The 26,730-nt window shown below is 66.9% G+C and carries 24 protein-coding genes and 1 pseudogene; 11 read left to right on the top strand and 14 right to left on the bottom strand.

The window, feature by feature from the left end:
• Window positions 1–2 precede the first annotated feature (2 nt).
• From G539_RS0100675 to ltnD, 4 genes and pseudogenes are all read right to left on the bottom strand, one after another.
• Window positions 3–1,523 carry a sugar ABC transporter ATP-binding protein gene (locus G539_RS0100675; protein ID WP_051230947.1) on the bottom strand — a complete coding sequence of 507 codons (1,521 nt, stop codon included), beginning with the start codon at window positions 1,521–1,523 and terminating at the stop codon, window positions 3–5.
• Window positions 1,524–1,667: 144 nt separating this feature from the next.
• Complete coding sequence (locus tag G539_RS0100670; protein ID WP_029073510.1) at window positions 1,668–2,705, bottom strand: sugar ABC transporter substrate-binding protein; 1,038 nt, start codon at window positions 2,703–2,705, stop codon at window positions 1,668–1,670.
• A 912-nt stretch (window positions 2,706–3,617) separates the two neighbouring features.
• On the bottom strand, window positions 3,618–4,394 hold the full coding sequence (otnI, locus tag G539_RS0100665) for a 2-oxo-tetronate isomerase (protein WP_029073509.1): 777 nt from the start codon (window positions 4,392–4,394) through the stop codon (window positions 3,618–3,620).
• A gap of 7 nt (window positions 4,395–4,401) precedes the next feature.
• Window positions 4,402–5,388 (bottom strand): annotated as a pseudogene (gene ltnD, locus G539_RS0100660) (L-threonate dehydrogenase); the annotation flags it as partial.
• A 296-nt stretch (window positions 5,389–5,684) separates the two neighbouring features.
• Between ltnD and otnK the strand changes: the two are divergent.
• The 3 genes from otnK (at window position 5,685) to G539_RS27645 (ending at window position 7,842) form a co-directional block, all read left to right on the top strand.
• Complete coding sequence (gene otnK / locus G539_RS0100655) at window positions 5,685–6,953, top strand: 3-oxo-tetronate kinase (RefSeq protein ID WP_029073507.1); 1,269 nt, start codon at window positions 5,685–5,687, stop codon at window positions 6,951–6,953.
• Entirely contained in the window at window positions 6,950–7,597 is a 648-nt protein-coding gene (otnC, locus tag G539_RS0100650) for a 3-oxo-tetronate 4-phosphate decarboxylase (protein ID WP_029073506.1), read from the top strand. The genes otnK and otnC overlap by 4 nt, the downstream gene beginning before the upstream one ends.
• A 110-nt stretch (window positions 7,598–7,707) precedes the next feature.
• Window positions 7,708–7,842, top strand: a complete 135-nt coding sequence (locus tag G539_RS27645) for a hypothetical protein (RefSeq protein WP_281173873.1) — start codon at window positions 7,708–7,710, stop codon at window positions 7,840–7,842.
• Between the two features lie 8 nt (window positions 7,843–7,850).
• Here the strand turns inward: G539_RS27645 and G539_RS0100640 are convergent, their stop codons facing one another.
• From G539_RS0100640 to G539_RS0100610, 7 genes are all read right to left on the bottom strand, one after another.
• A complete protein-coding gene (locus tag G539_RS0100640) occupies window positions 7,851–9,131 on the bottom strand; it encodes a D-tagatose-bisphosphate aldolase, class II, non-catalytic subunit (protein ID WP_029073504.1) in 1,281 nt (426 codons plus the stop codon).
• The gene (locus G539_RS0100635) at window positions 9,128–10,087 is read right to left on the bottom strand and encodes a tagatose kinase (RefSeq protein WP_029073503.1); all 960 of its coding nucleotides are present in this window, start codon (window positions 10,085–10,087) and stop codon (window positions 9,128–9,130) included. The genes G539_RS0100640 and G539_RS0100635 overlap by 4 nt, the downstream gene beginning before the upstream one ends.
• Before the next feature lie 66 nt (window positions 10,088–10,153).
• A complete protein-coding gene (locus tag G539_RS23125) occupies window positions 10,154–11,425 on the bottom strand; it encodes an ROK family transcriptional regulator (RefSeq protein ID WP_051230943.1) in 1,272 nt (423 codons plus the stop codon).
• Window positions 11,426–11,515: 90 nt separating this feature from the next.
• The gene (locus G539_RS0100625; RefSeq protein WP_156911696.1) at window positions 11,516–12,535 is read right to left on the bottom strand and encodes a substrate-binding domain-containing protein; all 1,020 of its coding nucleotides are present in this window, start codon (window positions 12,533–12,535) and stop codon (window positions 11,516–11,518) included.
• A 59-nt stretch (window positions 12,536–12,594) separates the two neighbouring features.
• Window positions 12,595–13,584 (bottom strand): ABC transporter permease, encoded by a 990-nt coding sequence (locus G539_RS0100620; protein ID WP_029073501.1) that lies wholly within the window; start codon window positions 13,582–13,584, stop codon window positions 12,595–12,597.
• A gap of 17 nt (window positions 13,585–13,601) precedes the next feature.
• Window positions 13,602–15,074, bottom strand: coding sequence for a sugar ABC transporter ATP-binding protein (locus G539_RS0100615; protein WP_029073500.1), 1,473 nt, complete (start codon window positions 15,072–15,074; stop codon window positions 13,602–13,604).
• 499 nt (window positions 15,075–15,573) lie between these two features.
• The gene (locus tag G539_RS0100610) at window positions 15,574–16,458 is read right to left on the bottom strand and encodes a sugar phosphate isomerase/epimerase family protein (RefSeq protein ID WP_029073499.1); all 885 of its coding nucleotides are present in this window, start codon (window positions 16,456–16,458) and stop codon (window positions 15,574–15,576) included.
• A 223-nt stretch (window positions 16,459–16,681) separates the two neighbouring features.
• On the opposite strand from G539_RS0100610, the gene G539_RS0100605 reads away from it, so the two are divergent.
• The 3 genes from G539_RS0100605 to G539_RS0100595 all read left to right on the top strand — a co-directional run bounded on the left by G539_RS0100605 (window position 16,682) and on the right by G539_RS0100595 (window position 18,814).
• Complete coding sequence (locus tag G539_RS0100605) at window positions 16,682–17,458, top strand: GolD/DthD family dehydrogenase (RefSeq protein WP_084639672.1); 777 nt, start codon at window positions 16,682–16,684, stop codon at window positions 17,456–17,458.
• A gap of 27 nt (window positions 17,459–17,485) precedes the next feature.
• A complete protein-coding gene (locus G539_RS0100600) occupies window positions 17,486–18,214 on the top strand; it encodes an SDR family oxidoreductase (RefSeq protein WP_029073497.1) in 729 nt (242 codons plus the stop codon).
• A 171-nt stretch (window positions 18,215–18,385) separates the two neighbouring features.
• Window positions 18,386–18,814 (top strand): VOC family protein, encoded by a 429-nt coding sequence (locus tag G539_RS0100595; RefSeq protein ID WP_029073496.1) that lies wholly within the window; start codon window positions 18,386–18,388, stop codon window positions 18,812–18,814.
• A gap of 41 nt (window positions 18,815–18,855) precedes the next feature.
• Here the strand turns inward: G539_RS0100595 and G539_RS0100590 are convergent, their stop codons facing one another.
• The 3 genes from G539_RS0100590 to G539_RS0100580 form a co-directional block, all read right to left on the bottom strand.
• Entirely contained in the window at window positions 18,856–19,902 is a 1,047-nt protein-coding gene (locus tag G539_RS0100590) for a quaternary amine ABC transporter ATP-binding protein (protein ID WP_029073495.1), read from the bottom strand.
• Window positions 19,902–20,771, bottom strand: a complete 870-nt coding sequence (locus G539_RS0100585; RefSeq protein ID WP_029073494.1) for an ABC transporter permease — start codon at window positions 20,769–20,771, stop codon at window positions 19,902–19,904. The genes G539_RS0100590 and G539_RS0100585 overlap by 1 nt, the downstream gene beginning before the upstream one ends.
• A 171-nt stretch (window positions 20,772–20,942) precedes the next feature.
• A complete protein-coding gene (locus tag G539_RS0100580; protein WP_245576774.1) occupies window positions 20,943–21,971 on the bottom strand; it encodes a glycine betaine ABC transporter substrate-binding protein in 1,029 nt (342 codons plus the stop codon).
• Window positions 21,972–22,367: 396 nt separating this feature from the next.
• On the opposite strand from G539_RS0100580, the gene G539_RS0100575 reads away from it, so the two are divergent.
• From G539_RS0100575 to G539_RS0100555, 5 genes are all read left to right on the top strand, one after another.
• On the top strand, window positions 22,368–22,970 hold the full coding sequence (locus G539_RS0100575) for a biliverdin-producing heme oxygenase (RefSeq protein ID WP_029073492.1): 603 nt from the start codon (window positions 22,368–22,370) through the stop codon (window positions 22,968–22,970).
• A 250-nt stretch (window positions 22,971–23,220) separates the two neighbouring features.
• On the top strand, window positions 23,221–23,400 hold the full coding sequence (napE, locus tag G539_RS0100570; RefSeq protein ID WP_029073491.1) for a periplasmic nitrate reductase, NapE protein: 180 nt from the start codon (window positions 23,221–23,223) through the stop codon (window positions 23,398–23,400).
• Window positions 23,401–23,409: 9 nt separating this feature from the next.
• Entirely contained in the window at window positions 23,410–23,751 is a 342-nt protein-coding gene (locus tag G539_RS23120; protein ID WP_029073490.1) for a chaperone NapD, read from the top strand.
• Between the two features lie 2 nt (window positions 23,752–23,753).
• Window positions 23,754–26,249: a periplasmic nitrate reductase subunit alpha gene (napA, locus tag G539_RS0100560; protein ID WP_029073489.1), complete on the top strand. Its 2,496-nt coding sequence runs from the start codon at window positions 23,754–23,756 to the stop codon at window positions 26,247–26,249.
• Window positions 26,222–26,722: a nitrate reductase cytochrome c-type subunit gene (locus G539_RS0100555; RefSeq protein ID WP_029073488.1), complete on the top strand. Its 501-nt coding sequence runs from the start codon at window positions 26,222–26,224 to the stop codon at window positions 26,720–26,722. Before napA ends, G539_RS0100555 begins: the two co-directional genes overlap by 28 nt.
• The last annotated feature ends 8 nt before the right edge of the window (window positions 26,723–26,730 follow it).

The following is a 26,730-nucleotide window of genomic DNA, read 5'->3' as shown; positions in this document are numbered from 1 at the left end:
TCTCAGGCGGCTTCGAGCAGCCGGTCCTTGCTGATCGTCTCATTGGCGAATTCGCGCACGATCCGCCCCTTCTTCATCACCAGCACGCGGTCGGCGAGTGACAGCACCGTCTCCGGCTCGGCCGAGACGACGATCACGGCGAGCCCCTCGTCGCGCAGCTGGCGCACGATCTTGACCACGTCATCCTTGGCGCCGACATCCATGCCGCGGGTCGGTTCGCTCAACACCAGCACCTTCGGTCGGTGGGTGAGCCATTTCGCCAGCGCCACCTTCTGCTGGTTACCGCCGGAAAGCGCTCCCAGCTGCACCTCGGCGCGTGGCGGCCGGATATGCAGGCTCTCGACATGCTTGCGGGCGATCGAGCGCTCGATCTTCGGCTTCAGCCAGAGCCGCGAAATGCGGCCGAGAATGCTGATCGACACGTTCTTGTAGACGGGCTGCTCGTAGAACAGCATCGAGCGGCGGTTCTCCGGCACGAAGGCGATGCCCGCCTCGCGGGCCTGCGTGGTGTTGCGCAGCCGACGCATCCGCCCGCCGATCGAGAGCGTTCCCCTGTCGGCCTTCAGCTTGCCGAAGAGGGTCCGCGCCAGCTCGATCTGCCCGCAGCCCATGAAGCCGTAGATGCCGAGGATCTCGCCCGCCCTGACGTCGAAGCTGACATCGGAATAGGCGCGCCCATAGCTGAGCCCTTCCGCCGCGAGGACCACCGGCGCATCCGGCCGCGAGGCGAGCGCGATGTTGCCCGTGTAGCTCTCTTCGAGGTCCTGGTGGCCGGTGCCGATCATCTTCTCGATCAGCCAGCCCTTGTCGATGCCCTCGACGCCGTGCGTGACGACGAGACGGCCATTGCGGAACACCGTGACCGTGTCGGAGATCGACAGGATGTCGTCGAGGAAATGCGAGATGAAGACGATGCTGCGGCCGCTGGCGCGCACCCCCTTCAGCACGTCGAAGAGAACCTGCACCTCCGGCGGCGACAAGGCCGAGGTCGGCTCGTCGAGAATGATGATCCGCGCGCCGGAGAAGATCACGCGCGCCAGCTCGATCAGTTGCTGCAGGCCGATCGGCAGGTCGCCCATCCGTGTCTTCGGATCGACATCGATGCCGAGGCTCTTCAGCTGCTCGTGCGCGGCGCTCATCATGCCGCGCCAGTCGACCGTGCCGGCGGCGGTCAGCGGCTGCTTGCCGAGGAACACGTTCTCGCCGACGGAGAGGTCGGGCATGATGCTCAGTTCCTGATGCACCATGCCGATGCCGGCGGCGAGCGCGTCACGGGCGGAGCGGAAATGCACCTCCTGCCCGTCGATCAGCATCTTGCCTTCATAGCCCGTATGCACGCCCGCGATGATCTTCATCATCGTCGACTTGCCGGCGCCGTTCTCGCCGACCAGGCCATGGATCTCGCCGGCCCGCAGCGTGAAGTCCACGTCGCGCAGCGCCGTCACGCCGCCGAAGGATTTGGAGATGCCGAGCATCTGCAGGCGGGGCGTGTCGCCAGACGGGACGGTCGTTTCAGACGTCATCAATGTCACCGCATTCGGTGTCTCGGAACGCCGCGCACGCGTCACCGCGCCGGCCGGGTTCGACCGGCCGACAAGGCAGCCTGCGGGGCCGCCGCGACGATCGCGTGAGCCGGAGCTCGCGCGGTCGCCGGGCGTATGGGCGGATCAGATCAGGAAGTGGTTCTGCATCCACTGCATGCCGGCCGCATTGTCCTTGGTGACGACCGGACCGTCGGTGACGACACTCTTCGGAATGCCCTCGCCGCTCTTCTCGCCGCCGACCACGGCCGCCACGCCGGCGACGATGGCGCCACCATGGATGCGCGAGGACGGATTGCGGACGGTCGCGTACATGCGGCCATCGGCGACCGCTGCGATCGCCGGCGGCATGGCGTCGACGCCGCCGATCAGGATGTCGGTGCGGCCGCGCGACTTCATGACGTTGTAGGCGGCGAGCGCCATGTCGTCATTGTGGAAGAAGGCCGCGTCGATCTGCGGATACTTCGTCAGATAGGTGTCCCACAGGCGCGAGGCCTTGGTGACGTCCCAGTCGGCCGGCTGGTCGTCGAGCACTTCCATGCCGGGGTTGTTGGCGATCACGGACTTGAAGCCGGCGGCGCGTCCCTGCGCGCCGGTATGGCCAAGGGCGCCCTGGGTCATGATGATCTTGCCCTTGCCGCCGAGCTTCGAGACGAGGGCCTGGGTCACCGCGGCGCCCATGAACTCGTTGTTCGGGGCCAGGAAGGTGTGGACGTTGATCTTGTCGAGCGGGGCGATCAGCGTGTCCATGTCGATCACCGGGATGCCGGCGTCGATCATCTTCTGCACCGGCTGGATCAGCGTGCCGATGCCGAAGGCCTGGATCGCGACGAAGTCCCACTTCTGCGACGCCATGTTGTCGATCGCGGCGCGCTGCTTGACCGCGTCGAGCTGGCCGTCGAACCAGGTGACCTCGACGTTGAACAGCTTGCCCCAGTGTTCGGCCGCCTGCTTGCCCTGCGCGCACCAGGTGGCCTGCAGGCCGGCGTTCGAGAAAGCGGCCTTGAGCGGCTTGTCGGAACGGCCGACCGCGGCGGCCATTTCCTGGGCCATGGCCGGGCTGATGCCGAGGCCGCCCAGCATGGCGGCGGCGCCGCCGGCGGCCGACAGGCTCGCCACGCGCATGAAATCACGACGGGACTGCGAATGCTTGTCTTCAGACATGTCTTCCCTCCCCTAGCGGCTCGTCAGATCGCGAGCTTGCATTCGACTATGACAGCGCTATCCGATTAGTCAACGCGCCATAAAACGAAATGAAATTCCCTCCAATTCCGCTTGACGACGATATTCATCGCACAATAGCCTGAGCTCTATCGCGTAGAGGATCACCCATCCGGGGCAAGGCGCTACGTCAATCCGGCACGAAAGCTGGAGAACGACGAAAGCCGCAGGATCTCCTGCAAAACTATACTTGCCTCAGCGAATATTTTCGCTCGTCCACCCGTATGAATCGTCAGAATCGGCGGACGGCCCTTGCGCTTTTTCGACCGTAGCCCGGTTGCCATGTCGCAAGATGTTGGCCTGTGCCGACATGATAGACTGACGGTCCTTTTCGCGCCTGCGCCCGGCGGCACTCGGTGTCCTTGGCCCGCACGCCATTCGGCCGCATGAAAACGACGCAGAAACCAGAACAGCGGGGAGGAACCCAATGAACATCTTCAGCAGGCGCAGCCTGATCATCGCATCGTCCGCCCTCGCCTTGCCCCGGCTGGCGCACATGTCGTTTCGTGTGTCGAGCCGACGCCATGACGTTGCCAGGCAACCCTAGCCAGCATGCGCCGCGCGACGCCCCACCCTCGCCATCATCCCGGACGCGGCGAAGCGGAGATCCGGGATCCATTCAGCCGGGGTTTCGGGAGCCTCGCGCGGCCACCGCTTCGGCCGCATGGATCCTGGGTCAAGCCCGGGATGACGGCGAAGGTAGGGTTGCATGGGGGGGCAAGAGTGGGCTCGCCCCGCTCACTGCCCTCCATCTGGCGTCACGCCTCGCAGCGCAGCGGGCGTCACCTCGCCGTCGCGCAAAAAAGGCCGGGGCAGTCGCCTGCCCCGGCCTGCTTCATCGTCAGGTAGCGCCACTCAGCGCAGCGTCGTCTTCTGCATCCAGCCGAGACCGTCCAGCGTCGCGCCGGCGGGGCGGTATTCGCAGCCGACGAAGCCGTCATAGCCGAGCGTGTCGAGCAGCGCGAAGATGCGGAAATCGTCGAGTTCGCCCGTGCCCGGCTCGTTGCGAAGCGGCACCGAGGCGATCTGCACATGGCCGATGATCGGCATCAACTCTTCCAGGCTCTTGCTGACGTCGCCATGCAGGATCTGGCGGTGATAGATGTCGTATTGCAGCTTCAGGTTGGGCAGGCCGAGTTCGTCGATGATCGCCGCCGCCATGCCGAAATCATTCAGGAAATAGCCCGGCATGTCGCGCCGGTTGATCGGCTCGAGCACGATGTCGATGCCGTGCGGCTCCATCGTCGCGCAGGCCATGCGAACCGCGTTGCGATAGGCCTCACCCGCCTCGGCGGAATGGCTCGGCGCCAGACCCGACATCATGTGCAGCCGCTTGACGCCGGTCGCCAGCGCATAGTCGAGCGCCTTCAGGACCGAGGCGCTGAATTCGTCATGCCGGCCCGGGAGCGCCGCGATGCCGCGCTCGCCCGCCGCCCAGTCGCCCGGCGGCAGGTTGAACAGCGCCTGCGTCAGCCCGGCCGCCTCCAGCCTCCTGGCGACGTCCTCGGGCGAGAAATCATAGGGAAACAGGAATTCGACGGCCTTGAAGCCCGCATCCGCGGCGGCGGCGAAGCGGTCGAGAAACGACCACTCGTTGAACATCATCGAGAGGTTGGCGGCGAAACGCGGCATTTGCGGATCAATCCTTGGGGTTGGTTGTCTTGGCGGGGGCGCCGGGCAGGTCAATCCCGGCGATCCGGGCATAGAGTCGGGCGACGGAGGCGTCGTCATCCTTGCCCATTCCCGCCGCCGCCGTCATCAGAAACATCTGCAGCGCCGAGGCGGCGATCGGCGTCGCGAACTGTTCGGAGCGGGAGATGTCGGCGATGATGCCGAGATCCTTGGTGAAGATCTCGACCGCGCTCCGGGGCGCGTAGTCGCCCTCCAGAACATGCGGCATGCGGTTCTCGAACATCCAGGAATTGCCGGCCGAGGCGGTGATCACCTCATAGACCCGGTCGATATCGAGGCCGAGCCGCTTGGCGAAGACAATCGCCTCGGAGGCGGCGGCGATGTGAACCCCCGCCAGCAACTGGTTGACGATCTTGAAGGATGCACCAATCCCGACCTCGTCGCCGAGCAGGTATAGCTTGGCGGAAAGTGCGTCGAGCACCGCGCGCGACCGCTCGATCGCGGAGGGCGGGCCGGAGACCAGCATGGTGAGCGCGCCCTCGGCCGCCCGCGCCGCGCCGCCGGAAATCGGCGCGTCGACATAGTGCCGCCCGCTCGCCGTCACCGCGTCACCAAGCGCCCGCGCCCGCTCCGGCGCCATGGTCGCGCAGGAGACGATGACAGCGTCGGGTTTCGCCGAGGCGAGCAGGCCGCCCTCGCCCAGCAGCACCTGATGCGTCTGGTCGGCATTGACGACGACGATGACAATCACGTCGGCCGTGGAAGCCGCCTCGGAAAGCGACGCCGCGCCGGAGCCGTGCTCGGCCGCGAAACGCGCGACCACGTCGGGGCGCGCATCGTAGCCCGTGACGGCGAAGCCCGCCTTCGCGAGCGACCGCGCCATGCCATATCCCATCGAGCCGAGCCCGATGACCGAGACCCGCCTTCCGGCTCCATCCTGCGACGTCACCCTGCCATCCTTCCACGGTTCCCGTCGGCGCCCGCGCCGGCAACGCTTCCCGCGCCGGCCATGACGCCTCCCGCTTTTGACAAACCGCGACCGCCCTGAACCTCACCGTCGCGATGTTAGCGCTGTCATGGCGATTGCGAAATCCGCATGACAGCGCTAACAATAGCAAGTATCCCGACGCGGCCGGGTCGTCGTCAAGCCTCGGAGGCGGAAATAGTGCCTTGCCACACCGGCCGGGCCTCGCTTCCCCTTCCGGATTGACGCGCCGATCCAATCGCGTCGATCCTGAGACTGTCATCGCCGGGCGTGCCCGCCGCCGAAACACCGCAAGGACCTACCGCATGCTGCTTGGATGCATCGCCGACGACCTTACCGGGGCGACCGACCTCTCCCTGATGCTTTCGCGCGAGGGCCTGCGGACCGTGCAGAGCACCGGCCTGCCGGAAGGCGATCTCGATCTCGCCGAGGTCGACGCGCTGGTGATCGCGCTGAAGTCGCGCACTATTCCCGCCGCCGACGCGGTCGCCCAGTCGCTCGCCGCGGCCGAATGGCTGCTCGCCAACGGCGCGAAACGGCTGTTCTTCAAATATTGCTCGACCTTCGATTCCACCGACGAGGGCAATATCGGCCCGGTGGCCGAGGCGTTGCTGAAGCGTCTCGGCGCGGATTTCACCATCGCCTGCCCCGCCTTCCCGGCGACCGGCCGCTCGATCTATCAGGGCCACCTCTTCGTCAACGGCGTGCCGCTCGACGAGAGCTCGATGCGCGACCACCCGCTGACGCCGATGCGCGATTCCGATCTTCGCCGCGTGCTGCAGCGACAGACGGAACTGCCGGTCGGCCTCGTCGCCTATGCCGATGTCGAGACCGGCGCGCCCGCCATCACCGCCGCCTTCGCGCGTGAAAAGGCGGCGGGAAAACGCATCGCCATCGTCGACGCGCTGAGGGATTCGCACCTCCGCGAGATCGGCAAGGCACTGGTCGACCTGGAGCTGGTCACCGGCGGCTCGGGCATCGCCATCGGCCTGCCCGCCGCCTATCGCGACGCCGGGCTGATCGATGCGCTGACCCCGCCCGCCACCTCGATCGCCGCGCCGGCCGGACGCGGCGCCATCCTCGCCGGCTCGTGCTCGACCGCGACACGCGGACAGGTGGAGACCGCCAGCAAGGCGGGCGTGCCGACCTTCCGCGTCGACCCGCTCGCGATCGCGGCCGGCGACCTCACGCCGGAGTCCGTGATCGACTGGCTGGTGGCGCAGCCGGCGGACGCGACCCCGCTCGTCTATTCGAGCGATGATCCGGACAGCGTCCGCGCCGTGCAGGAAAAGCTCGGCCGCGACAAGGCCGGCGCGCTCGTAGAGGATCTGCTCGCGAGCGTCGCCGCCGCTTTGCCCGAAAAGGGTTTCACCCGCCTGCTCGTCGCGGGCGGCGAGACCTCGGGCGCCGTCGTCAACGCGCTCGGCGTCAAGGCGCTCTCGATCGGGCCCGAAATCGATCCCGGCGTGCCGTGGACGCGCAGCCGTTCCGGCCCGGACGTTGCGCTGGCGCTCAAATCCGGCAATTTCGGCTCGCCCGACTTCTTCCTCAAGGCCTGGAGTTCCCTGCAGTGATCGCCCCCTCGACGACCGAATCCGCGCTTCGCGAGCGCATCTGCAAGTGTGGCGCCTCGCTGTTCCAGCGCGGCCTCACCTTCGGCTCGACCGGCAACATCTCCGTCGCGCTGCCCGATGGCGGCTGGCTGATGACGCCGACCAATGCCTCGCTCGGCGACCTCGACCCAGCCCGGCTGTCGAAGATCGACGCCAACGGCAACCATGTCGGCGGCGACAAGCCGACCAAGGAAGCCTTCCTGCACCAGGTGATGTACCGCCAGCGCCCGACCTGCGAGGCCGTCGTGCACCTGCATTCGACCCATTCGGTCGCGGTATCCTGCCTGCACCGCATCGACGAGCATGACTGCCTGCCGCCGCTGACCGCCTACTACGTGATGCGCGTCGGCCGGCTGCCGCTGGTGCCCTACCACCCGCCGGGCGACGAGAGCCTCGCCCTCGCGGTCGAGAAGCTCGCCGAGAAGCACCACGCCGTGCTGCTCGCCAATCATGGCCCGGTCGTCGCCGGCAAGAGCCTCGAGGACGCGATGTACGCGACGGAGGAACTGGAGGAGACCGCCAAGCTCTTCCTGATGCTGCGCGGCGAGGCGACCCGTCCCCTGACGCCGGAACAGGCGGACGAACTCCGCAAGCGCTTCGGCTGAGGCGGCAGGCGGCCCTCCCTGCCTCGCCCTTCGCGGAACCTGGCTGGTGCCCCTTGACGCGGCACCGGCAGAGCCGAGTTATCCTCACCAGCGGTTGCAGGGAGGTGACGATGAAGCTCTTCATGACACTGATGGTCTGCGCGGTCTGCCTGACGGCTTGCCAGACCACGCAGGATACGCCCGAAGGCCTCACATCCTGTGTGTCGACGGGAGCCGCCGGCACCACCAACGTGATCTGCCCCTGAGGCCTGCCCTATCGGCCGGCCGCGCAGGCGCGTGCATAGACCGCGATGACCCGTTCGACGCCACGCTCGACGAGCGCGGCCGCCGTGGCCTCGCATGCCCCGCTGGTCACCGCCTCCAACTCCTCCGGCAGGAACTGCGCGATCAGCGGCAGCGGGATCGTGCGTCCGTCCAGCGTCTGCATGAGCCGTGCGACGGCCTGCTCGGCCTGCTCGTGCGGCCAGTAATAGCGGATGCGGTCGCTGTAGCTGTAATGGCGCAGCACATGCTGCTCGTCCGGCGTGCCGGGATAGTAGCGCTGCCAGTTGCCCGGCTCCGCCAGCATCAGTTCTTCCATCGCGCCGGCGAGCGCCCGCCCGCCATAGGACGCGTCCAGCTCGGAGGCGATCAGATCGAGCCCGTAGAGCGTCTGGCGCAGCGCGAAGGTCAGGCCGGGGCCGACCTTCAGGATCGGGAAGCCGTCCTGCACAAGTGCCGCCAGCGCCGCCTCGGGCTGATAGTCGGTCGAATGCGCCTCGAACACGAATTGCGGCTCGTCCTTGAGGACCGCGATCAGTTCGCGGGCCCGCTCCGGCCGGTAGACGACGACGCTCTCATGGCCGAACTCGACGCCCGGCTGCACGACAAGGCCGATGACGCGGTCGAAGGCGTCCGAAAGCCCCTGTTCGGCAAAGACGCGGCGGTGCGTGGCGATCGTCTTCTTGGCGGCGGCCGCGGCGGTCGGCGGCACGTCGTCGAGCTCGTGCAGCGCCCCACCCGGTGTCGGCACCTCGGTGCCGATGATGTAGAGCGGCATGGGAACGCCGGCCTCGCGCGCCGCCCTCTCGGCCACCTTGGCCAGCCGCGCCGCGCGATGCGCCGTCGTCTCGTCGTCGAGCCCTTCCGGCTCGCCGGCGCAGCCCATCGACGCGTCGAGATGGATCTTGTTGAAGCCGGCGGCGACATAGGCCGCCACCATGATCTCGGCCTTGGCGAGCGCTTCCTCGGCCGGGCGCGAACGCCAGGGGTTGGGGCCGAGATGATCGCCGCCGAGAATGAGCTTTGCCGTGTCGAAGCCAACCTCCGCCGCGATGCCCTCGACGAAGCGGCGGAAGTCGGCCGGCTTCATGCCGGTGTAGCCGCCCTCGTGGTTGACCTGATTGCAGGTCGCCTCGATGAGCACGGTCGCGCCGGTCCGCACGCCCTCGCGCAGCGTCGCGCGGATGACGGCGGGATGGGCGGAACAGACGGAGGTGATGCCGTGCACGCGGCCGGCCTGGTAGTCGTGCGCGAGCTGGGAAAGAAGGCTCATCGGGCGTCTCCCACCGGGGTCGTGCCGATGAAGGCGTCGAGCTCGGCGAAGCTCGAGGTGCCTTCCATCGGGCCCTTGACGGTGACGGTGCGCGCGCCGGCCGCGTTGGCGTAGCGGAGCGACTGCTCGACCGACTTGCCGAGGCGCCGGGCGACCAGATAGGTCGCGCCAAAACTGTCGCCGGCGCCGGTCGGGTCGATCTCCTCGACGACGAAGCCTGGAACATGAGTGACGCCGTTGCGGTCGAAATGGCTGGCGCCGGCCTTGCCGCGCTTCAGGACGATCTCCTGCACGCCGGCGTCGAGCAGGGCGGCGACCGCCCGACCCTCGTCGGCCTCGCCGGAGAACAGCGCCAGTTCCTCGCCGGACGGCAGGAACAGATCGGTCGCCGCGAGTACCGCCTCGAAAGCCGCCTTGCCGGCCGGGTCGCGCAGCATCTCGACGCGGATGTTGGGATCGAAAGACACCGTGCCGCCGCGCGCCTTCAGCGCCGGGATGGAGGCGCTGACCATGGCATGGACGGCCGGCACCGGCAGGCCCGAACCCATCACGTGCAGGTGGCCCGCCTCGGCGAGCACCGCCTGGGCCTCCGGCGTCGCGGCGATACGACCGGCGGCGCTGTCGCGCATGTTGAAGACGAAGTCGCGGCCGCCATCCGGCCGATAGCGCACGAATGCGCTGCCGGTCGCGGCGCCGGGATGGATCGCAACGGCCGAGATGTCGACGCCGTCGCGCTTCAGCCGCTCGAGATTGACCGTGCCGAAATCGTCGTCGCCGACGGCGGAGACGATCGCGGCGGGATGGCCGAGCTTGCCGACCTGGTCGATGAAGATCGCCGGCGCGCCGCTCGGGAACGGACCGATCAGCGTCTGCGCCTCAAGAAAGCCGTGGCCGAGCGTGGTCGCCATGATCTCGACGAGGATCTCGCCGATGGTGACGATCTTGCCTTCAATCATCCGTAGTTCCCTCCCGGCGCGTCCGGACCGTGGACGCCGACGACATGGTTGCGACGGCGCGGGCCGTCAGATCTGAAAGAGGTTGATCGGCTGCGCGCTCGCATAGATCGCGCTTTCGTCGATCGAGAACATGCGCTGGTGCATGATCAGCGCGCCGCCGAGCGCCGGCCCCTCGAGGCCGAGCGCCGATATCTCGATCTTCGGCATGGGAAAGCCCTCGAGGAATTCGCGTCGCATGGCGGCCTCGACCTCCTCCGCGACGAAGCGGAACAGCGGCGCGACCGTGCCGCCGAGAATGATCACGCCCGGGTTGAGCACGCTGGAGAGCTGGATCAGGCCGATCGCGAGGCCGCCGCCCCATTCCCGCGCCGTGCGGACCGCAATCGCGTCGCCCGCCTCCAGCGCGGCGAGGAGCTGGTCGAGATCGGCGTTCGGATCGGCGCCATTGGCGCGATAGCGCGCCAGCACCGCATCCTTGCCGATATAGCTCTCGAGGTGGCCGGGCTTGTGCCGGCCGCCATAGAAGCCTTCGCTGCCGAGAACGATCTGGCCGAACTCGCCGGCGAAGCCGGTCGAACCCCGGAACAGCCGGCCGCCAATGACAATGCCGCCGCCGGCGCCGTTCTCGATCAGCAGGAAGGCGACCGTCTCGGCGCTGTGCGAGCTGTCGCGATAGGTCTCGGCTATGGCGAAGGCGTTGGCGTCGTTCTCGACCGAGATCGGCAGCTCGAGGCCGGGGAAGCGCGCCGCCAGGCGGCCGCTGATCAGCGTCTTCAGGTCGACGTCGCGCCAGCCGATGATCAGCGCGTTGATCACCTTGCCGTCGGCGTCGAGCAGCGCCGGCAGCGTCACGCAGAGACCGCGGAGCCGCGCGACGTCGGAGAGGCTGTCGATCACCTCCGCGAGCATCGCGACGATGCGGTCGAGCGCTTCGTCGAGGGGCTGGTCGAAGACGGGAAACGGCGTCGAGACGCGGCGGAACTCATGCGCCGCGAGGTCGATCGCGACCACCGTCAGGCGATCGACGCCGATCTCGGCGCCGAGGAAGGTGGCGCCGGCGGGGTCGATCTCGATGTTGATGCCGGGCCTTCCGGTCTTCGCGGCGCCCTCGCCGCGCCCGCCATTCGGGCGCTCGACGACCAGCGCGTCGGCCATCAGATTGGCGATGATGTTGCCGGTCGTCGAACGGTTCAGGCCGAGCATGCGCGCCAGATCCGCCCGGCTCATGCCGCCGCTTCGAAACAGCGCGTTCAGCGCCCGGATTTCGTTCAGGTAGCGGACGGACTGCGGCGTTGCCAAGATCGGGAACTCGTTCTGATACGACTCGGATGCTGCCATCGGTCAGGTCGTGCCCATCCGATGGAAGCCGGGAGGCGGCGATGACCGCCTCCCTTGATGCTGGCTGCATCCAGGGGATGCAGTGCTTGCTTACTGCGTCTTGCGCATTTCGAGAAGGCCGTCGACGTTCTCGAGCGTGACCGGGATCCACGGCACGGAATAGTGCTGCTGCTTGCCGCCTTCCCAGGCGAGCTTGCCGCCATTGACATCCCACGCCGCGGCCTTGGGCACATAGCCGTCCTGCTTGGCGGCGATGGCGAGGTCGATGGCGCCCTGGGCCTGCGCGTCGGCATCCTGCAACGTCGACATCATCTCGCCGCGCTTGACCGCGAGCAGCGCGTCGGTAACGCCGTCGACGCCGGCGACCGGGATGGTCTTCGGATCGAGGCCGTGCGCCTTGATCGCCTCCAGCGCGCCGATGGCGATCTCGTCGTTCTCGCCGATGACGCCGTTGATCTGGCCGGCATGCGCCGTCAGCCAGTTCTCCATCAGCGACAGGGCCTCGGCGCGCGACCAGTTGGCGGTCTTCTGCTCGAGAACCTTGATCTCCGGATAATCCTTGAGCGTCTCCTCGATGCCCTGCAGGCGCTGCACCTGCGCCGACTGGCCGATCATGCCCTCGCCGATGACGACATTGCCCTTGCCGCCCATCTTGTCGAAGACGGACTTGGCGAGCAGCTTGCCGGCCTCGACGTCGTTCGACGCGATATAGGCGTTGTAGAGGTCGGTGTTCGAGATCAGCGTGTTCGAGCCGATCACCGTGACGCCGGCATCCTTGGCGCGCTGGACGGGATCGTTGCCGGCGTCGATGTCGACCGGCACGAAGACGATCGCGTCGTACTTCTCGCTGATCGCCGTATCGAACTGGTTCGACTGGGTCAGCGCGTCCATGCGGCCGTCGAGGACGGTCAGCTTGACCGTGCCGTCCTTGACCAGCGGATGGTTGTTGGCGGCGTTGGCCCAGAGCACGTTGAACTCGGTGTCGAGGCTCTGCACGATCGCCGCGATGCGGACGGGATCGGCGGCGGCTGCCTGGCCGACCGCGAGCGCCGCGAGACCGACGCCCGCCAGCATGCCGAGACCGCGCCGGGTCCAGGTGTTGATTGTCATTTCAGTTTCCTCCCTCAGTCATGGTTCATCACTCACCGCACGCGGGCGCGCGGATGCCTTCAAGCATTCATGTTCCTGGAGCGGTCGATCAGGACGGCGACGACGATGATCGCGCCCTTGATGATCTGCTGGTAGTAGGACGACACGCCCATCAGATCGAGGCCGTTCGAGATCACGCCGATGATCAGCGCGCCGATCAGCGTGTAGACGACCGAGCCGACGCCTCCGGTCAGCGACGTGCCGCCGATGACGACCGCCGCGATGGCGTCCAGCTCGTAGCCAAGGCCGGCCTGCGGCAGCGCCGAGGTGGTGCGCGCCGTCAGGATCAGGCCGGCGAGGCCGGCGAGCGCCCCCATCAGCAGATAGGCCGAGAAGATGACGGTGCGGGTCGGGATGCCGCTCGTCTTGGCACTCTTCACATTGCCGCCTACGGCGTAGATCCAGCGGCCGTAGACTGTGTAGCGCAGCGTGATCCAGGCGGCGAAGAAGACGATCGCGAAGACGATCACCGGCACCGGAATGCCGAGCACGAAGCCCTGGCCGAGCCAGCGGAATTCCGGCGACAGGTTCGGGATCGGCCGGCCGTTCGAATAGAGCAGCGTCGCGCCGCGCGCCATCGACAGCATGCCGAGCGTGACGACGAAGGCCGGCACCAAGAAGCGCGCGATCAGCGTGCCGTTGGCAGCGCCGAACAGCGCGCCGACGCCGACCGCCGCCAGGAAGGCGATCGCCGGATTGTAGGGATCCGCCCCCGTCACCAGGCTGCCGGCGACGACGCCGGTCAGCGCCAAAACGGAGCCGATCGACAGGTCGATGCCGCCGGTCAGGATGACGAAGGTCATGCCGATGGCGAGGATGCCGTTGATCGACACCTGCCGCAGCACGTTCATCAGGTTGGCGGTCGACAGGAAGTTCGGATGCGCGAAGGAGAGGATCACGAACAGGATGATGAACGACAGCAGGATGCCGTAGCGCGACAGGAAGCGCCCGAGCGCCTGACTTCTCGCGCCGGCTGTGGCGGTGGCGTTGGTGGTGAGTTCGGTCGACATGGTGGCGCCTCGGTCGCTCAGCTCGCCAGATGCACGAGCGCCTCTTGGGTCGCCTCGGCGCCCGCGAGTTCACCCGCGATCCGCCCGCGCCGGAACACTAGGATCCGGTCCGCATTGGCGAGAATTTCGGGAATTTCGGAAGAGATCATCAGCACGGCGTTGCCGGCCGCCGCGAAGGCGGAGAGGAAGGCATAGACCTCCCGCTTGGCGCCCTCGTCGATGCCGCGGGTCGGCTCGTCGCAGATCAGGATCTTCGGGTTGGTCTCGACGCAGCGCGCCAGCACGACTTTCTGCTGGTTGCCGCCCGAAAGGCTCTGCACCGCGAGATCGCGCGAGGCCGTCCGGATACGGAACCGCTGGATCTGCTCGTCGACATTGCCGGCGACCTTCTTGCCGTCGACGAAGCCGAGGCGCGAGAACTGGTCGAGCGCGGCGATAACGATGTTCTCGGAAACGCTCGACGTAAGGACCAGGCCGGTCTGCTTGCGATCCTCGGTGACGATGGCGATGCCGTTCGCGAGCGCGTCGGCGGGCGAACGGATCGCGACCGGCTGGCCCTCGATGCGGACCGAGCCGCTGTCCTTCGGATCGTTGCCGTAGAGCGCATTGGCGAACTCGCTGCGGCCGGCGCCCATCAGGCCGTAGAGGCCGAGGATCTCGCCCTTGGCAACCGTCAGCGCGATGTCCTCGAAATGCCCGGCGCGGCTGAAGCCGGAGACCTCGATCATCGGCGCGCCGGTACTGGTGCTCTGGCGAGCCTCCTGCTCCCGCAGGTCGCGGCCGACGATCAGCGAGATCAGCCGCTGGCGATCGATGTCGGCAAGGTCGCCCGTCTCGATGAAGCGGCCATCGCGAAACACCGTGTAGCTGTCGGCGATCTGGAAGATGTCGGTCAGGCGGTGCGAGACATAGATGATGCCGACGCCCTGGTCGGCGAGCGACTGGATCGCCTTGAAGAGCGTCGCCGCCTCCTTCTCGCCGATGGCGGAAGTGGGCTCGTCCATGATCAGGATGTCGCTCTCGCGGCTGATCGCCTTGGCGATCTCGACCAACTGGATCTTGGCGACCGACAGCGAACGCATGGGGACGCGGGCGTCGATGTCGAAGCCGAGGCGTGCGAACAGCGCCGTCGCGTCGGACTCCATCTTCGCCCTGTCGGCGATCCAGCCGAGCTTTCGCGGTTCGCGGCCGAGATAGATGTTCTCCGCCACGGTCATGTCGAGGACCGGGCTCAGTTCCTGGGTGATGATGGCGATGCCGTCGGCGAGCGCTTCGGCGGCCGAGGCGTAGTGCGCGACCTTGCCCTTGACCACGATCGTGCCGGCGTCGGCGCGCTGCAGCCCCATCAGGATGCCGAGGAAGGTCGACTTGCCGGCGCCGTTGCCGCCGCAGAGCGCATGAACGCTGCCGCGCCGCAGACGAATGCGGCCGTCGATCAGCGCCGGAACGCCGGCAAAGGCCTTCGAAATGCTGGTGGCGGCGAGGAGCAGATCAGCATCCGCGCCCGGATCCTCCTGGGACGCGGTCGACGATGCGGAGGCTGGCGGAACGTGGACATGAGGCGTCCGTTCCGGCTTGCCCTCACCATGGGAGGCAGGCTCGGCCACTCGGTCGTTTCTCCCGTTGAAGCGGAGCGCCAAGGCTCCCGTTCTTTTTGTTCGTTGCGACACCAAACATATTTTCGCAACAAGGGCGAGTCAACCGACTTTGCGGAAGGCGAGGGAGGGGACCAAGGCCTGAGTCGATTGAAGTCCGTTCAAGAACAATGGCTTGGAGAGGCTTGCTTGATGACAGGATCAAGCCCCTCCCCGGCCCAGAGGCCGAAAAGGATGGATGGCCGCCGACACGGCGCCATCCACCAAGGCGCGGCCCGCCTCCAGGGGGATGGAGGGTGAGACGGGACGCGGTTCAGGGACGGAGGAGGTCATCCGCCCCAGGCAGACGATCATCGCAGGCGACGCGGACACCGCCTCCCCTGCGGAAGACCGGCTAGGGCGTGCGGGCGGTCACGGCCTTGCGGGCGGACTCGCCGATGCGGGCCTCGATATAGGCCTTGGCCAGGCGCGCCACCTCGACATTGTCCGTCCAGGTGTTGCGCCAGATCGCGCAGGTGATCGACAGATCCTTGTCGACCACTTCCGTCGAAAAGCTCTCGAAGGTGATCCAGTCCTGGTAGTCGATCTCGACCAGCGCATCGAAGATCGCCGGGAAGTTGATCACACCGGAACCGAGGAAGCCGCGATTGCTCTCGCCGATATGGAAGTAGCCGAGCTTCTTGCCGGCGGTGCGCAGCGCCTGGACCGGATCCGCTTCCTCGATGTTCATGTGGAACGTGTCGAGGTGCAGGAAGATGTTGTCCGAGCCGGACTGCTCGATGAAGGCGAGGCCCTGCGCGGTGGTGTTGAGCAGGTTGCTCTCGAAGCGGTTGACGACCTCGAGGTTCATCGACACGCCCGCAGCCTTGCCGATGTCGGCGGCGCGCGCCAGCGCCGCGACGCTGTTGTCCCAGCCCTTCCGGGTCGGCATGCTCTGATACTTGGTGTGGGCGGAGAAGATGATGCCGCCAAGCTTCGCGCCGCCGAGATCGCGGGTGATCGCGATCGCCTCGGCCAGCACCGCCTCGCCGCGCTTCACGACGGCCGGATCTTCCGACGAGACGTCGCTGTCGAGCGGCAGGCCCATCGTGACGACGACCTTGAGGCCATAGTCCTGCAGGCGCTTCGCCAGCCAGGAAACGTCGAACTTCTTCGGGTCGAGGCGCGGGAACTCGATCAGGCCGTAGCCGAGATCGTGCGACTTCTGCATCGCGCCTTCCAGGTCCTCCTGCGTCGTACCACCGGTCCAGACGAAGGAGTGAATGCCAAGCTTCCTCATCAGCGCTTCCTCACGGGTTGGATAACCTCGCCGGCCCCTTGCCGAGATCCGGAACATCCTGCGATTTCGCCATCGCTTATTTGTTGGCAGTAGCAGCAAACAAACTTGCTTTCAAGCAGTGGCCATTGCAAGTTCGCGCCATGCACCGCCATGAATGAGCGGTGGGCAGCCACGCGCCCTGCCCGGCAGCCTGCCGGGAAAAGACTTCGGGAGGAACCAGAAAATGTCAGCCAATCTGGCGTTCAACGCCAATATGAGCCGTCCGTTCGACATGACGGGCAAGGTCGCCCTCATCACCGGCGCCGCCGGCGGCATCGGCCGGGCGCTCGCGACCCTGTTCGCGGCGAACGGCGCCACCCTCGCCCTGCTCGACAAGAACCAGGCCGTGCACGATTTCGCCGCCGAGCTCGGCGCCGGCCACAAGGCCTGGACGGGCGACGTCACCGACGCCGCCACAATCGAGCGGAGCGTCGCCGAGGTCGCCGCACATTTCGGCAAGATCGACATCCTCGTCAACAATGCCGGCATCGGCATGCTGGCGCCGGCCGAGGCGACGACGACCGAGAGCTGGGACCTGCAGCTCGCCGTCAATCTGCGCGCGCCCTACCTGTTCTCGCGCGAAGTGGCGAACCACATGATCGCCGCCGGCTATGGCCGCATCGTCACCATCGCCTCGCAGGCCGCCGTCATCGGCATCGAGGGCCATGTCGCCTACTCGGCCTCCAAGGCTGGCCTCCTCGGCATGAACAATTGCATGGCGCTGGAATGGGGCCCCAAGGGCATCACCGCCAACTGCATCTCGCCGACCGTCGTCGAGACCGAGCTCGGCAAGGTCGGCTGGTCCGGCGAAAAGGGCGAACGCGCCCGCGCCGAGATCCCGACGCGCCGCTTCGCGCAGCCCGAGGAGATCGCGCTTGCCGCGCTCTACCTCGCCAGCGACGGCGCCGCGATGGTCAACGGCGCCAACCTGCTGGTCGATGGCGGCTACACCGTTCGCTGATCTCAAGAAACCTGAATAGGAGACACCATGGCCGTATCCGTTGCCGGCAAGGTGATGATCGTTACCGGCGCGAGCTCGGGCATCGGCCGCGCCGCCGCCCGCCGCTTCGCCGCCGAGGGCGCGAAGCTGGTGCTGGTCGCCCGCTCCGCCGACAAGCTCGAGGCGCTGGCGAAGGAATTGGGCGGCGAGACGCTCGCCATTCCTGCCGACCTGACAAAGCCCGCCGACGTCGAGCGCGTGGTCGCCGAGGCGGAGGCGCATTTCGGCCGCATCGACATCCTGTTCGCCAATGCCGGCAGCTATGTCACCGGCAATGTCGCCGAGGGCGATCCGGACGAGTGGGACCGAGTGATCGGCGTCAACGTCAATGGCGTGTTCCGCATGGTGCGCGCCGTGCTGCCCGGCATGATCGCCCGCCGCTCGGGCGACATCGTCGTCACCTCGTCGATCTCGGGCCACCAGGCGATCCACTGGGAGCCGGTCTATTCGGCGACCAAGCACGCCGTGCAGTCCTTCGTGCATGGCGTCCGCCGCCAGGTCGCGCCGCACAATGTCCGCGTCGGCGCGCTGGCGCCGGGAATCGTGCTGAACGAGCTCTGGGGCATCAACGATCCCAACGAGATCGAGCGCCGTGCCGAGGCGCATGAGGGCCTGCGCTCGGAGGACATCGCCGACGCACTGCTCTTCATGGTGACGCGACCGCCCAACGCCACCATCCGCGACCTCGTCATCCTGCCGCAGAACCAGGATATCTAGCGGCAGGTGATCGCCCCTCCCAGGACAAGAGGCCCGGACGTCCGCGTCCGGGCCTTTTTCGTGCCGGCAGAAAAATCCGCCCACCCTGTCGAAACCGGCCTTGCCCGCTCGTCGTGGCGATGACGGCAGCCCGACGGCGCCGCTTGCCATCACAGCGTGAGGAGATCGACGATGGATACCAAGACCGACGACAACGCCTTTACCGAAATGCCCAAGGTGCTGAGCGGCGTGACGCCCTACCTCTCGGTCGGCGGTGCGGTGAAGGCCTCGGAATTCTACCAGCGCGCCCTAGCAGCGCAGGAGGTGATGCGGGTCCCGGTCGACGAGAAGGGCCGCACCATGCACATCCACCTCTATATCAATGGCGGCTCGGTGATGCTGGCCGACCCGTACGAGGAATATGGCCATCCTCTGCAGCCGCCACAGAGCTTCACCCTGCACCTGCAACTCGGCCACGACATCGACAGCTGGTGGAACCGCGCCGTCGAGGCCGGCATGACGGTGGAGCTGCCGCTCGACCGCCAGTTCTGGGGCGACCGCTACGGCCAGCTGCGCGATCCGTTCGGCGTGCTCTGGTCGCTCGGCTCGCGCGAGCAGTAGCCTCGAATGCGGGAGGGGCGGCGCACCGCCCCTCCCGTTCCTCAGCCGACGCCGGGCGTATGACGCGCCAGCGCCTTGATCACCTGCTTGGCAGTGACCCGGCCGATCTGGTTGCCCTCGCCGTCGACGACTCCAACCCATTGGTGCTCGGCGAACAGCGGCAACACGTCCTCGCAACGCGCATCCATCGACACCGCCTGCTCGCACGGCTCAGTCACGCCGCGCTCCATGATCGAGCGAACGTGGATGGCGCGCGCCTTGTTCACCTCGCGGACGAACTCCTCGATGTGCTCGTTGGCGGGGCGGAGCACGATGTCCTCCGGCTTGCCCTCCTGCTGCACGGCACCGTCCTTCAGCACGGCGATCCGGTCGCCAATCTTCAGCGCCTCGTCGAAGTCATGCGTGATGAACAGGATCGTCTTGTGCAGCGATTTCTGCAGCGTGATCAGCTCGTCCTGCATGCCGGAGCGGATCAGCGGATCGAGCGCCGAGAACGCCTCGTCCATCAGGATGATGTCCGCATCCATCGACAGCGCGCGCGCTAGGCCGACGCGCTGCTGCTGGCCGCCCGAGAGCTGGCGCGGCTGCGAATTCTCGTAGCCGGCGAGGCCGACCGTCTCGATCCACTTCGCCGCCGTCTCGAGCCGCACCTTGCGGCCGACGCCCCGAACCTCGAGGCCATAGGCGACATTATCGATCACGGAGCGATGCGGCAGCAGCCCAAACTTCTGGAACACCATCGCCACCTTGGTGCGGCGATAGCTCCTGAGCGCGTCGCGGCTCATCTTCAGCACGTCGTCGCCATGCACCAGGATCTCGCCGGCCGTCGGCTCGATCAGCCGGTTGACGTGGCGGATCAGCGTCGACTTGCCCGAACCGGACAAGCCCATGACGACGAAGATCTGGCCGGCCGCGATGTCGAGCGAGACGTTGTCGAGTCCGACGACGTGGTTGGTCTCCGCCTGCACCTCGGCCTTCGACTTGCCGGCCTTGAGCAGCGCCAGCGCCGCCTGCGGGTCGGGACCGAAGATCTTGGTGACGCCGCGCATCGCGATGGCGAGTTCGGCATTTTCATTCAGCTCAGCCATTAGCGTGCCTCCTGCAGGCCGATCCGGGCCTGCAATTGCCGGCCGAAGGCCTGGGTGATGCGATCGAAGACGATGGCGAGCGCGACGATGCCGAGCCCGGCGAACAGGCCGCGGCTGACCTCGAGGCGGCCGATGCCCTGCAGCACCTGGTAGCCGAGGCCGCCGGCACCGATCATCGAGGCGATCACCACCATGGAGAGCGCCATCATCGTCGTCTGGTTGACGCCGGCCAGAATGGTCGGCAGCGCCAGCGGAATCTGCACGCCGAACAGGCGCTGGCGCGGATTGGTGCCGAAGGCGCGGCTCGCCTCCATCACCGCCGGATCGACGGAACGCAGGCCGAGATCGGTCAGGCGCACCAGCGGCGGCGCCGCATAGACGATCGTCGCGATCAGCGCCGGAATCTTGCCGGGCCCGAAGATCATCACCGTCGGGATCAGGTAGACGAAGCTCGGCAGCGTCTGCATCAGGTCGAGGATCGGCGTGATCACCTGGCGCAGATTGATCGAGCGCGACATCCAGACGCCGACCGGGATGGAGATGAGGATCGCCGTCAGGGTGGCGGCGATCATCAGCGCCATCGTCGTCATCGCGTCCTTCCAGAGGTCCATGATGCCGAGGAACATCAGCGCCGCGAACACGACGGCCGGCAGCTGCCAGCGCCGCGTCGCGAGCCAGGCGATGCCGGTGAGCAAGGCGATGATCAGCCACCACGGCGTCGCGACCAGCAGGTCCTCGATCGCCTTCAGCAGCATCAGGAGCGGATAGGCGGCGGCTTCGAACGTGCCGCCCCAGTTGCGGACAACCCAATTCAGGCCGTCATCGACCGCGCGGCGCCAGGGCCGCGTATCAATCAGTTGCGGAAACAAGTCTCTTCTCTTTCTTCAGCCTGCCTCGGACGGGGGAAATCGCGAGGGGTCAGGCGGCGCCCGCCCTGCCCGGCCGCACGGCCGGCGCGAGGGAAAGGGCAAACGAAAAGGCAAATGAAAAACGGAAACGGCCGGGCATACCCGGCCGTCCGCTCGCCTCTGGAAGCGATCTCAGTGGAGGCTGGCCTTGACCTTCTCGGCCACGGCAGCCGGGACCCAGGTGGTCCAGCGGTCTTCCTTTGTCTTCAGGAAGTTCAGCGCGGTGGCAGCGGCATCAGCCTTGTTCTCGTCGCCATAGACGAGGATCTCGCTGATTTCGGCATTGGTCAGCCCGACCTTGCCGAGATAGGCGGCGACATTGGGCGCATCGGTCTTGATCCAGCTCGCGGCGCCGACAACGGCCGGCGACGAGGGATACGCCGTCACGCCCGGGGGATTGTCGCAGTCACGGCTGGTGTTGCACTCATAGACCTCGGGCTTCGCCTCGCCGAGATCGATCTGCACGGCGTCATACTTGCCGAGCACGGCGGTGGGGCCCCAGTAGTAGAACAGGATGGGCTCCTCGCGCGTGAAGGCGCGGGCGATCGACGCGTCGAGCGCGCCGCCGGAGCCGGGCGAAAACAGGTTCCAGCCCTTGTCCTTCATGCCGAACGCCTCGTAGAGCGCGCCGGTGGAGATCTCGCAGGCCCAGCCGGGCGGGCAGGAATAGAGACGGCCCTTGCTGCTGTCCTCGGGATCCTTGAACAGTTCGGGCTTGGCGATGACGGCCTCGGCGCTGGTGAGTTCGGGATGCGCCTTCTGGACGTAGCGGGGGATGAACCAGCCCTCGACCGTGCCGTCCGTGATGGCGTCGGCCAGCGCGACGACGGTGCCGTCGGCGATGCCCTTCTCCCAGGGTTCCTTGATCGTGCTCGTCCACAGCTCCGGCGCGACGGCCGGGCTGCCGCGGGTCAGCATCGACGACGACGTCGGCACCGTGTCGCCGGTGACGATCTCGACGTTGCAGCCGAACCCCTTCTCCAGAATGATCGCGTGAATATGCGCCAAGGCGGCCGCGGACGGCCAGGTCATCTCGGCAATGTCGATGGTACGATCCGTACCACAGGTGGCAGAATCCGCTTCCTGGGCAAGCGCGGGAAGGCTCGTCGCCGACAAAAGGGCAACGGCGATCGCGGCGGCCATGCCACCGGATTTCAACATCATAAGGCTCAACCTCTTGTGATTTTCAGCAGTCGAACCATATTTACGCAGTCATACCCTGTCAAACCGACACAATACCTATCGAATATTTGTCAATAAATACAAAAATACTTGAGCCAATCCGCTCGATCGGCATCAATATATACCGATTTAAGTTAACTCGCGCTGCACAATGGACTGAAACATGACGCAGGATATACAAAAAACAAGAAAAAATAAATTTTAGACACAGATCCGCCTCAATCGAATACTTTAGCGCCACCCCGACGCGGCGGCCGCGCAAGTTGTGCGCCGCCGGGGCGAGGCCAGCCGCCATGGCGGGCATCGGCGCCCTTGACTGGATCGCCCGACTCTATACCAAGGCGAAGAAGTCAACTTTAAGCGAGAGACCCCGGCATGTCCGACCCCATCGATCTGGCCTCCCCGCCCGTCGCAAGCCGCGCCAAGACCCTGAAGGCCGAAACGCGCGAGACGCATGAGCGGCTGGACCATTCGATCATGGCGGGACGGCCGTTCGAGAGCCAGGAGCGCTATGCCCTGTTCCTCGCCGTCCAGCACGCCTTTCATCGCGACATCGACGCGCTCTACGCCAACCCGACGCTCGACGGCCTGTTGCCCGACCTCGCCGGCCGCCGCCGCTTTGGCGACGTCGAGCAGGATCTTGCCGATCTCGGCATCGCGGCGCCGCAGGCCGACGCGCCGCCCGCCTTCGGCGCCACCGCCGACATCCCGACCGCGCTCGGCTGGCTCTACGTCGCCGAAGGCTCCAACATGGGCGCCGCCTTCCTGATCAAGGCGGCCGGCAAGATCGGTCTTTCCGAGGATTTCGGCGCCCGCCACCTCGCCGGCGCGCCGGAGGGCCGTGGCCTGCACTGGCGAACCTTCACCGAGGCGCTCGACGCGCTCGAGCTCGACGACGCCGAGGAAGCGCGCATGATCGACGGCGCCCACGCCGCCTTCGCGCGCGTCCAGGGCCTGGTCACCCACGTCTTCGCATGAGCTTTTCCCAGGGCGGCGCCGCTTGCGTCGCCCTGTCTCCGCCGCGGGCGCCCCCGCGGCCGGCCTCCCCCCGGCGCCCCGTCCCGCCGCGCCGCGCCACCAGCGCCCCAAGACATCGATCCGGTTTTCGTCGTCCCGTCCTATGGCTGCGGGCTGGACGATGACGTTGCGTCCGGCTAGGCTCCCTGGAACGAATACAGACAAGAACTCCCTGCCTGAGCTCGGCTCAACCACATGGAAGCCAGTCTGAATGTCGGAAGCGGAAGCCGGTCGCCCCGTCAGTTCGCGAACCAAGCGGGACGAAATCATCGCCTTTCTCGTACTGGCCGTGGTGATCTGGCCGGTCCTCGCCGTGGGCATCGTTGGCGGCTACGGTTTCCTGATCTGGATGTCGCAACTGGTCCTCGGACCACCCGGCCCGCCGCATTGAGGGCCGGCCATGCGCATCAACGATCGTGACATCGACCGACGCGCCTTCCTGACCGGCCAGGTGCTGTCCGAGGCCGACAAGGCCCGGCGCCCCGCCCCGCGCTTCTTCCACATCTCCAGCGCCGTCGTGACGGTCCGGCCCGAGCAGGCCGCCGAGGTCGCCAGCCGGCTCGCCGAGCTGCCCAGGACCGAAGTGCACGGCGTCGAAGGGTCGAAGATCGTCATCGTCATGGAAGGCGACAGCAGCGGCGAGATCGGCAGCCGGCTGACGACGATCGCCCTGATGGACGACGTGTTCTCGGCCAATCTCGTCTTCGAACAGATCGAACCCGTCGACGACCCCGGAGCCTAGTGATGACGCTTTCCCGTCGCGAGTTGCTGAAGGTACAGGCCGCGGGCATCGCGGCAGCCGCCGCCAACATGGCGGAGCCCGCCATTGCACAGCCCGTCTCCGGCGGGGTCGAGGCGTTGCAGATCACCTGGTCGAAGGCGCCCTGCCGCTTCTGCGGCACCGGCTGCGGCGTCATGGTCGGCGTCAAGAGCGGCAAGGTGGTGGCGACCCACGGCGACATGAAGGCCGACGTCAATCGCGGCCTGAACTGCGTCAAGGGCTACTTCCTGTCCAAGATCATGTATGGCGCCGACCGGCTGACACAGCCGCTTTTGCGCAAGAAGGACGGCGTCTACGCCAAGGACGGCGAATTCACGCCGGTCTCCTGGGACGAGGCCTTCGACACCATGGCGGCGCAGGCGAAGCGCGTGCTGAAGGAGAAGGGCCCGACCGCGCTCGGCATGTTCGGCTCCGGCCAGTGGACCATCTTCGAGGGCTACGCCGCCACCAAGCTGATGCGCGCCGGCTTCCGCTCCAACAATCTCGACCCCAACGCCCGCCACTGCATGGCGTCCGCCGCCTACGCCTTCATGCGCACCTTCGGCATGGACGAGCCGATGGGCTGCTACGACGATTTCGAGGCCACCGACGCCTTCGTGCTCTGGGGCTCGAACATGGCCGAGATGCACCCGATCCTGTGGACGCGCGTCGCCGACCGCCGGCTCGGCTACCCGCATGTGAAGGTAGCGGTGCTCTCTACCTTCACCAATCGCAGCGCCGATCTCGCCGACATTCCGATCGTCTTCAAGCCGGGCACGGATCTCGCGATCCTCAACTACATCGCCAACCACATCATCACCACCGGCCGGGTGAACACGGATTTCGTCGATAAGCACACGACCTTCCTGCGCGGCGCGACGGAGATCGGCTACGGCCTCCGGCCGGACGACCCGCGCGAGGTGGCGGCGCGCAAGGCCGAGGACCCGGCGGCGACGACGCCGATCGACTTCGAGGCCTACGCCGCCTTCGTCAGGGACTACACGCTCGACAAGGTCTCCGAGCTGACCGGCGTCGAGCCGGGCTTCCTCGAGCAACTGGCCGAGCTCTACGCCGACCCCAAGCGGAAGGTGGTGTCACTCTGGACGATGGGCTTCAACCAGCACGTGCGCGGCGTCTGGGCCAACCAGCTCGTCTACAACCTGCATCTGCTGACGGGGAAGATCTCGGAGCCCGGCAACAGCCCGTTCTCGCTGACCGGCCAGCCCTCGGCCTGCGGCACGGCACGCGAGGTCGGCACCTTCGCGCATCGCCTGCCGGCCGACATGACGGTGGTCAATCCCGAGCACCGCAAGCACGCCGAGGAGATCTGGCGCGTCCCCGCCGGCATCATCCCGGAAAAGCCCGGCTACCACGCGGTCGAGCAGGATCGCATGCTCAAGGACGGCAAGCTCAATTTCTACTGGATCCAGGTCAACAACAACCTGCAGGCCGCCCCCAACGACTCGAACGAGACCTATCCCGGCTACCGCAACCCCGACAATTTCATCGTCGTCTCGGATGCCTATCCGACGGTCACGGCACTCGCCGCCGACCTGATCCTGCCGGCCGCCATGTGGGTCGAGAAGGAAGGCGCCTACGGCAATGCCGAGCGGCGCACCCATGTCTGGCACCAGCTGGTCAAGGCGCCGGGCGAGGCGCGCTCCGACCTGTGGCAGCTGATGGAGTTCTCCAAGCGCTTCACCACCGACGAGGTCTGGCCGGCCGAGATCCTCGACGCCAATCCGAACTATCGCGGGCTGACGCTGTTCGACGTGCTGTTCAAGAACGGCCATGTCGACCGCTTCCCGCTGAGCGACATGGACCCCGCCTACGACAACGCCGAATCCGCCGATTTCGGCTTCTACGTGCACAAGGGCCTGTTCGAGGAATATGCCAGCTTCGGCCGCGGCCACGGCCACGATCTCGGGCCCTACGACCTCTATCACGAGGTGCGCGGCCTGCGCTGGCCGGTCGTCGACGGCAAGGAGACGCTCTGGCGCTACCGCGAGGGGCTCGACCCCTATGTGAAGCCCGGCAAGGGCATCGAGTTCTACGGCAACAAGGATGGCAAGGCGCGCATCCTGGCCGTGCCCTACGAGCCGCCGGCGGAATCGCCGGACGAGGAGTATGACGTCTGGCTGGTGACCGGCCGCGTGCTCGAGCATTGGCATTCCGGCTCGATGACCATGCGCGTGCCCGAGCTCTACAAGGCCTTCCCCGGCGCCCGCTGCTTCATGAACGCCGAGGACGCCCGCAAGCGCGGCATCAACCAGGGCGCCGAGATCCGCGTGATCTCGCGGCGCGGCGAGATCCGCACCCGGGTCGAGACGCGCGGCCGCAACCGCATGCCGCCCGGCGTCGTCTTCGTCCCCTGGTTCGACGCCAGCCAGCTCATCAACAAGGCCACGCTCGACGCGACGGATCCCATCTCCAAGCAGACGGATTTCAAGAAATGCGCGGTCAAGATCGTCTCCGTCTAGGCCTGACGCAGCGCAGCACGGCGCTCGGCGCCGCGCTGGCCGGCCTGATCGTCTTCGCCTGCGGCGCGCTCTCGCAGGACGCGGCGCCGATCCAGATCGTGCCGCGCGTCACCGGCGAGGCGGCGCCGATGAGCGAGGTGCCCGTCCCCGCCCTCGCCCGGCCGGTCGTCGACGACGTCCGCCGCATGCGCAACTACCCCGAACAGCCGCCGATCATCCCGCACGCCATCGACGGCTACCAGTTGACCGTCAACACCAATCGCTGCCTCGACTGCCACAAGCGCGAGTTCACCGAGGGCTCCGGCGCGCCGATGATCAGCATCACCCATTTCCAGGATCGCGACGGCCAGGTGCTCTCGGACGTGACGCCGCGGCGTTATTTCTGCACCGCCTGCCATGTCCAGCAGACCGACGCGCGGCCGCTGGTGCCAAACCTGTTCCAGGACGCCAACGACATCGGACCGAAGCCGTAGCGGGGGAA

Source organism: Kaistia adipata DSM 17808, from assembly GCF_000423225.1.
Lineage (GTDB): Bacteria > Pseudomonadota > Alphaproteobacteria > Rhizobiales > Kaistiaceae > Kaistia > Kaistia adipata.
The sequence above is the reverse complement of the archived record's forward strand: the minus strand, read 5'-3'. Positions and strand labels throughout refer to the sequence as shown.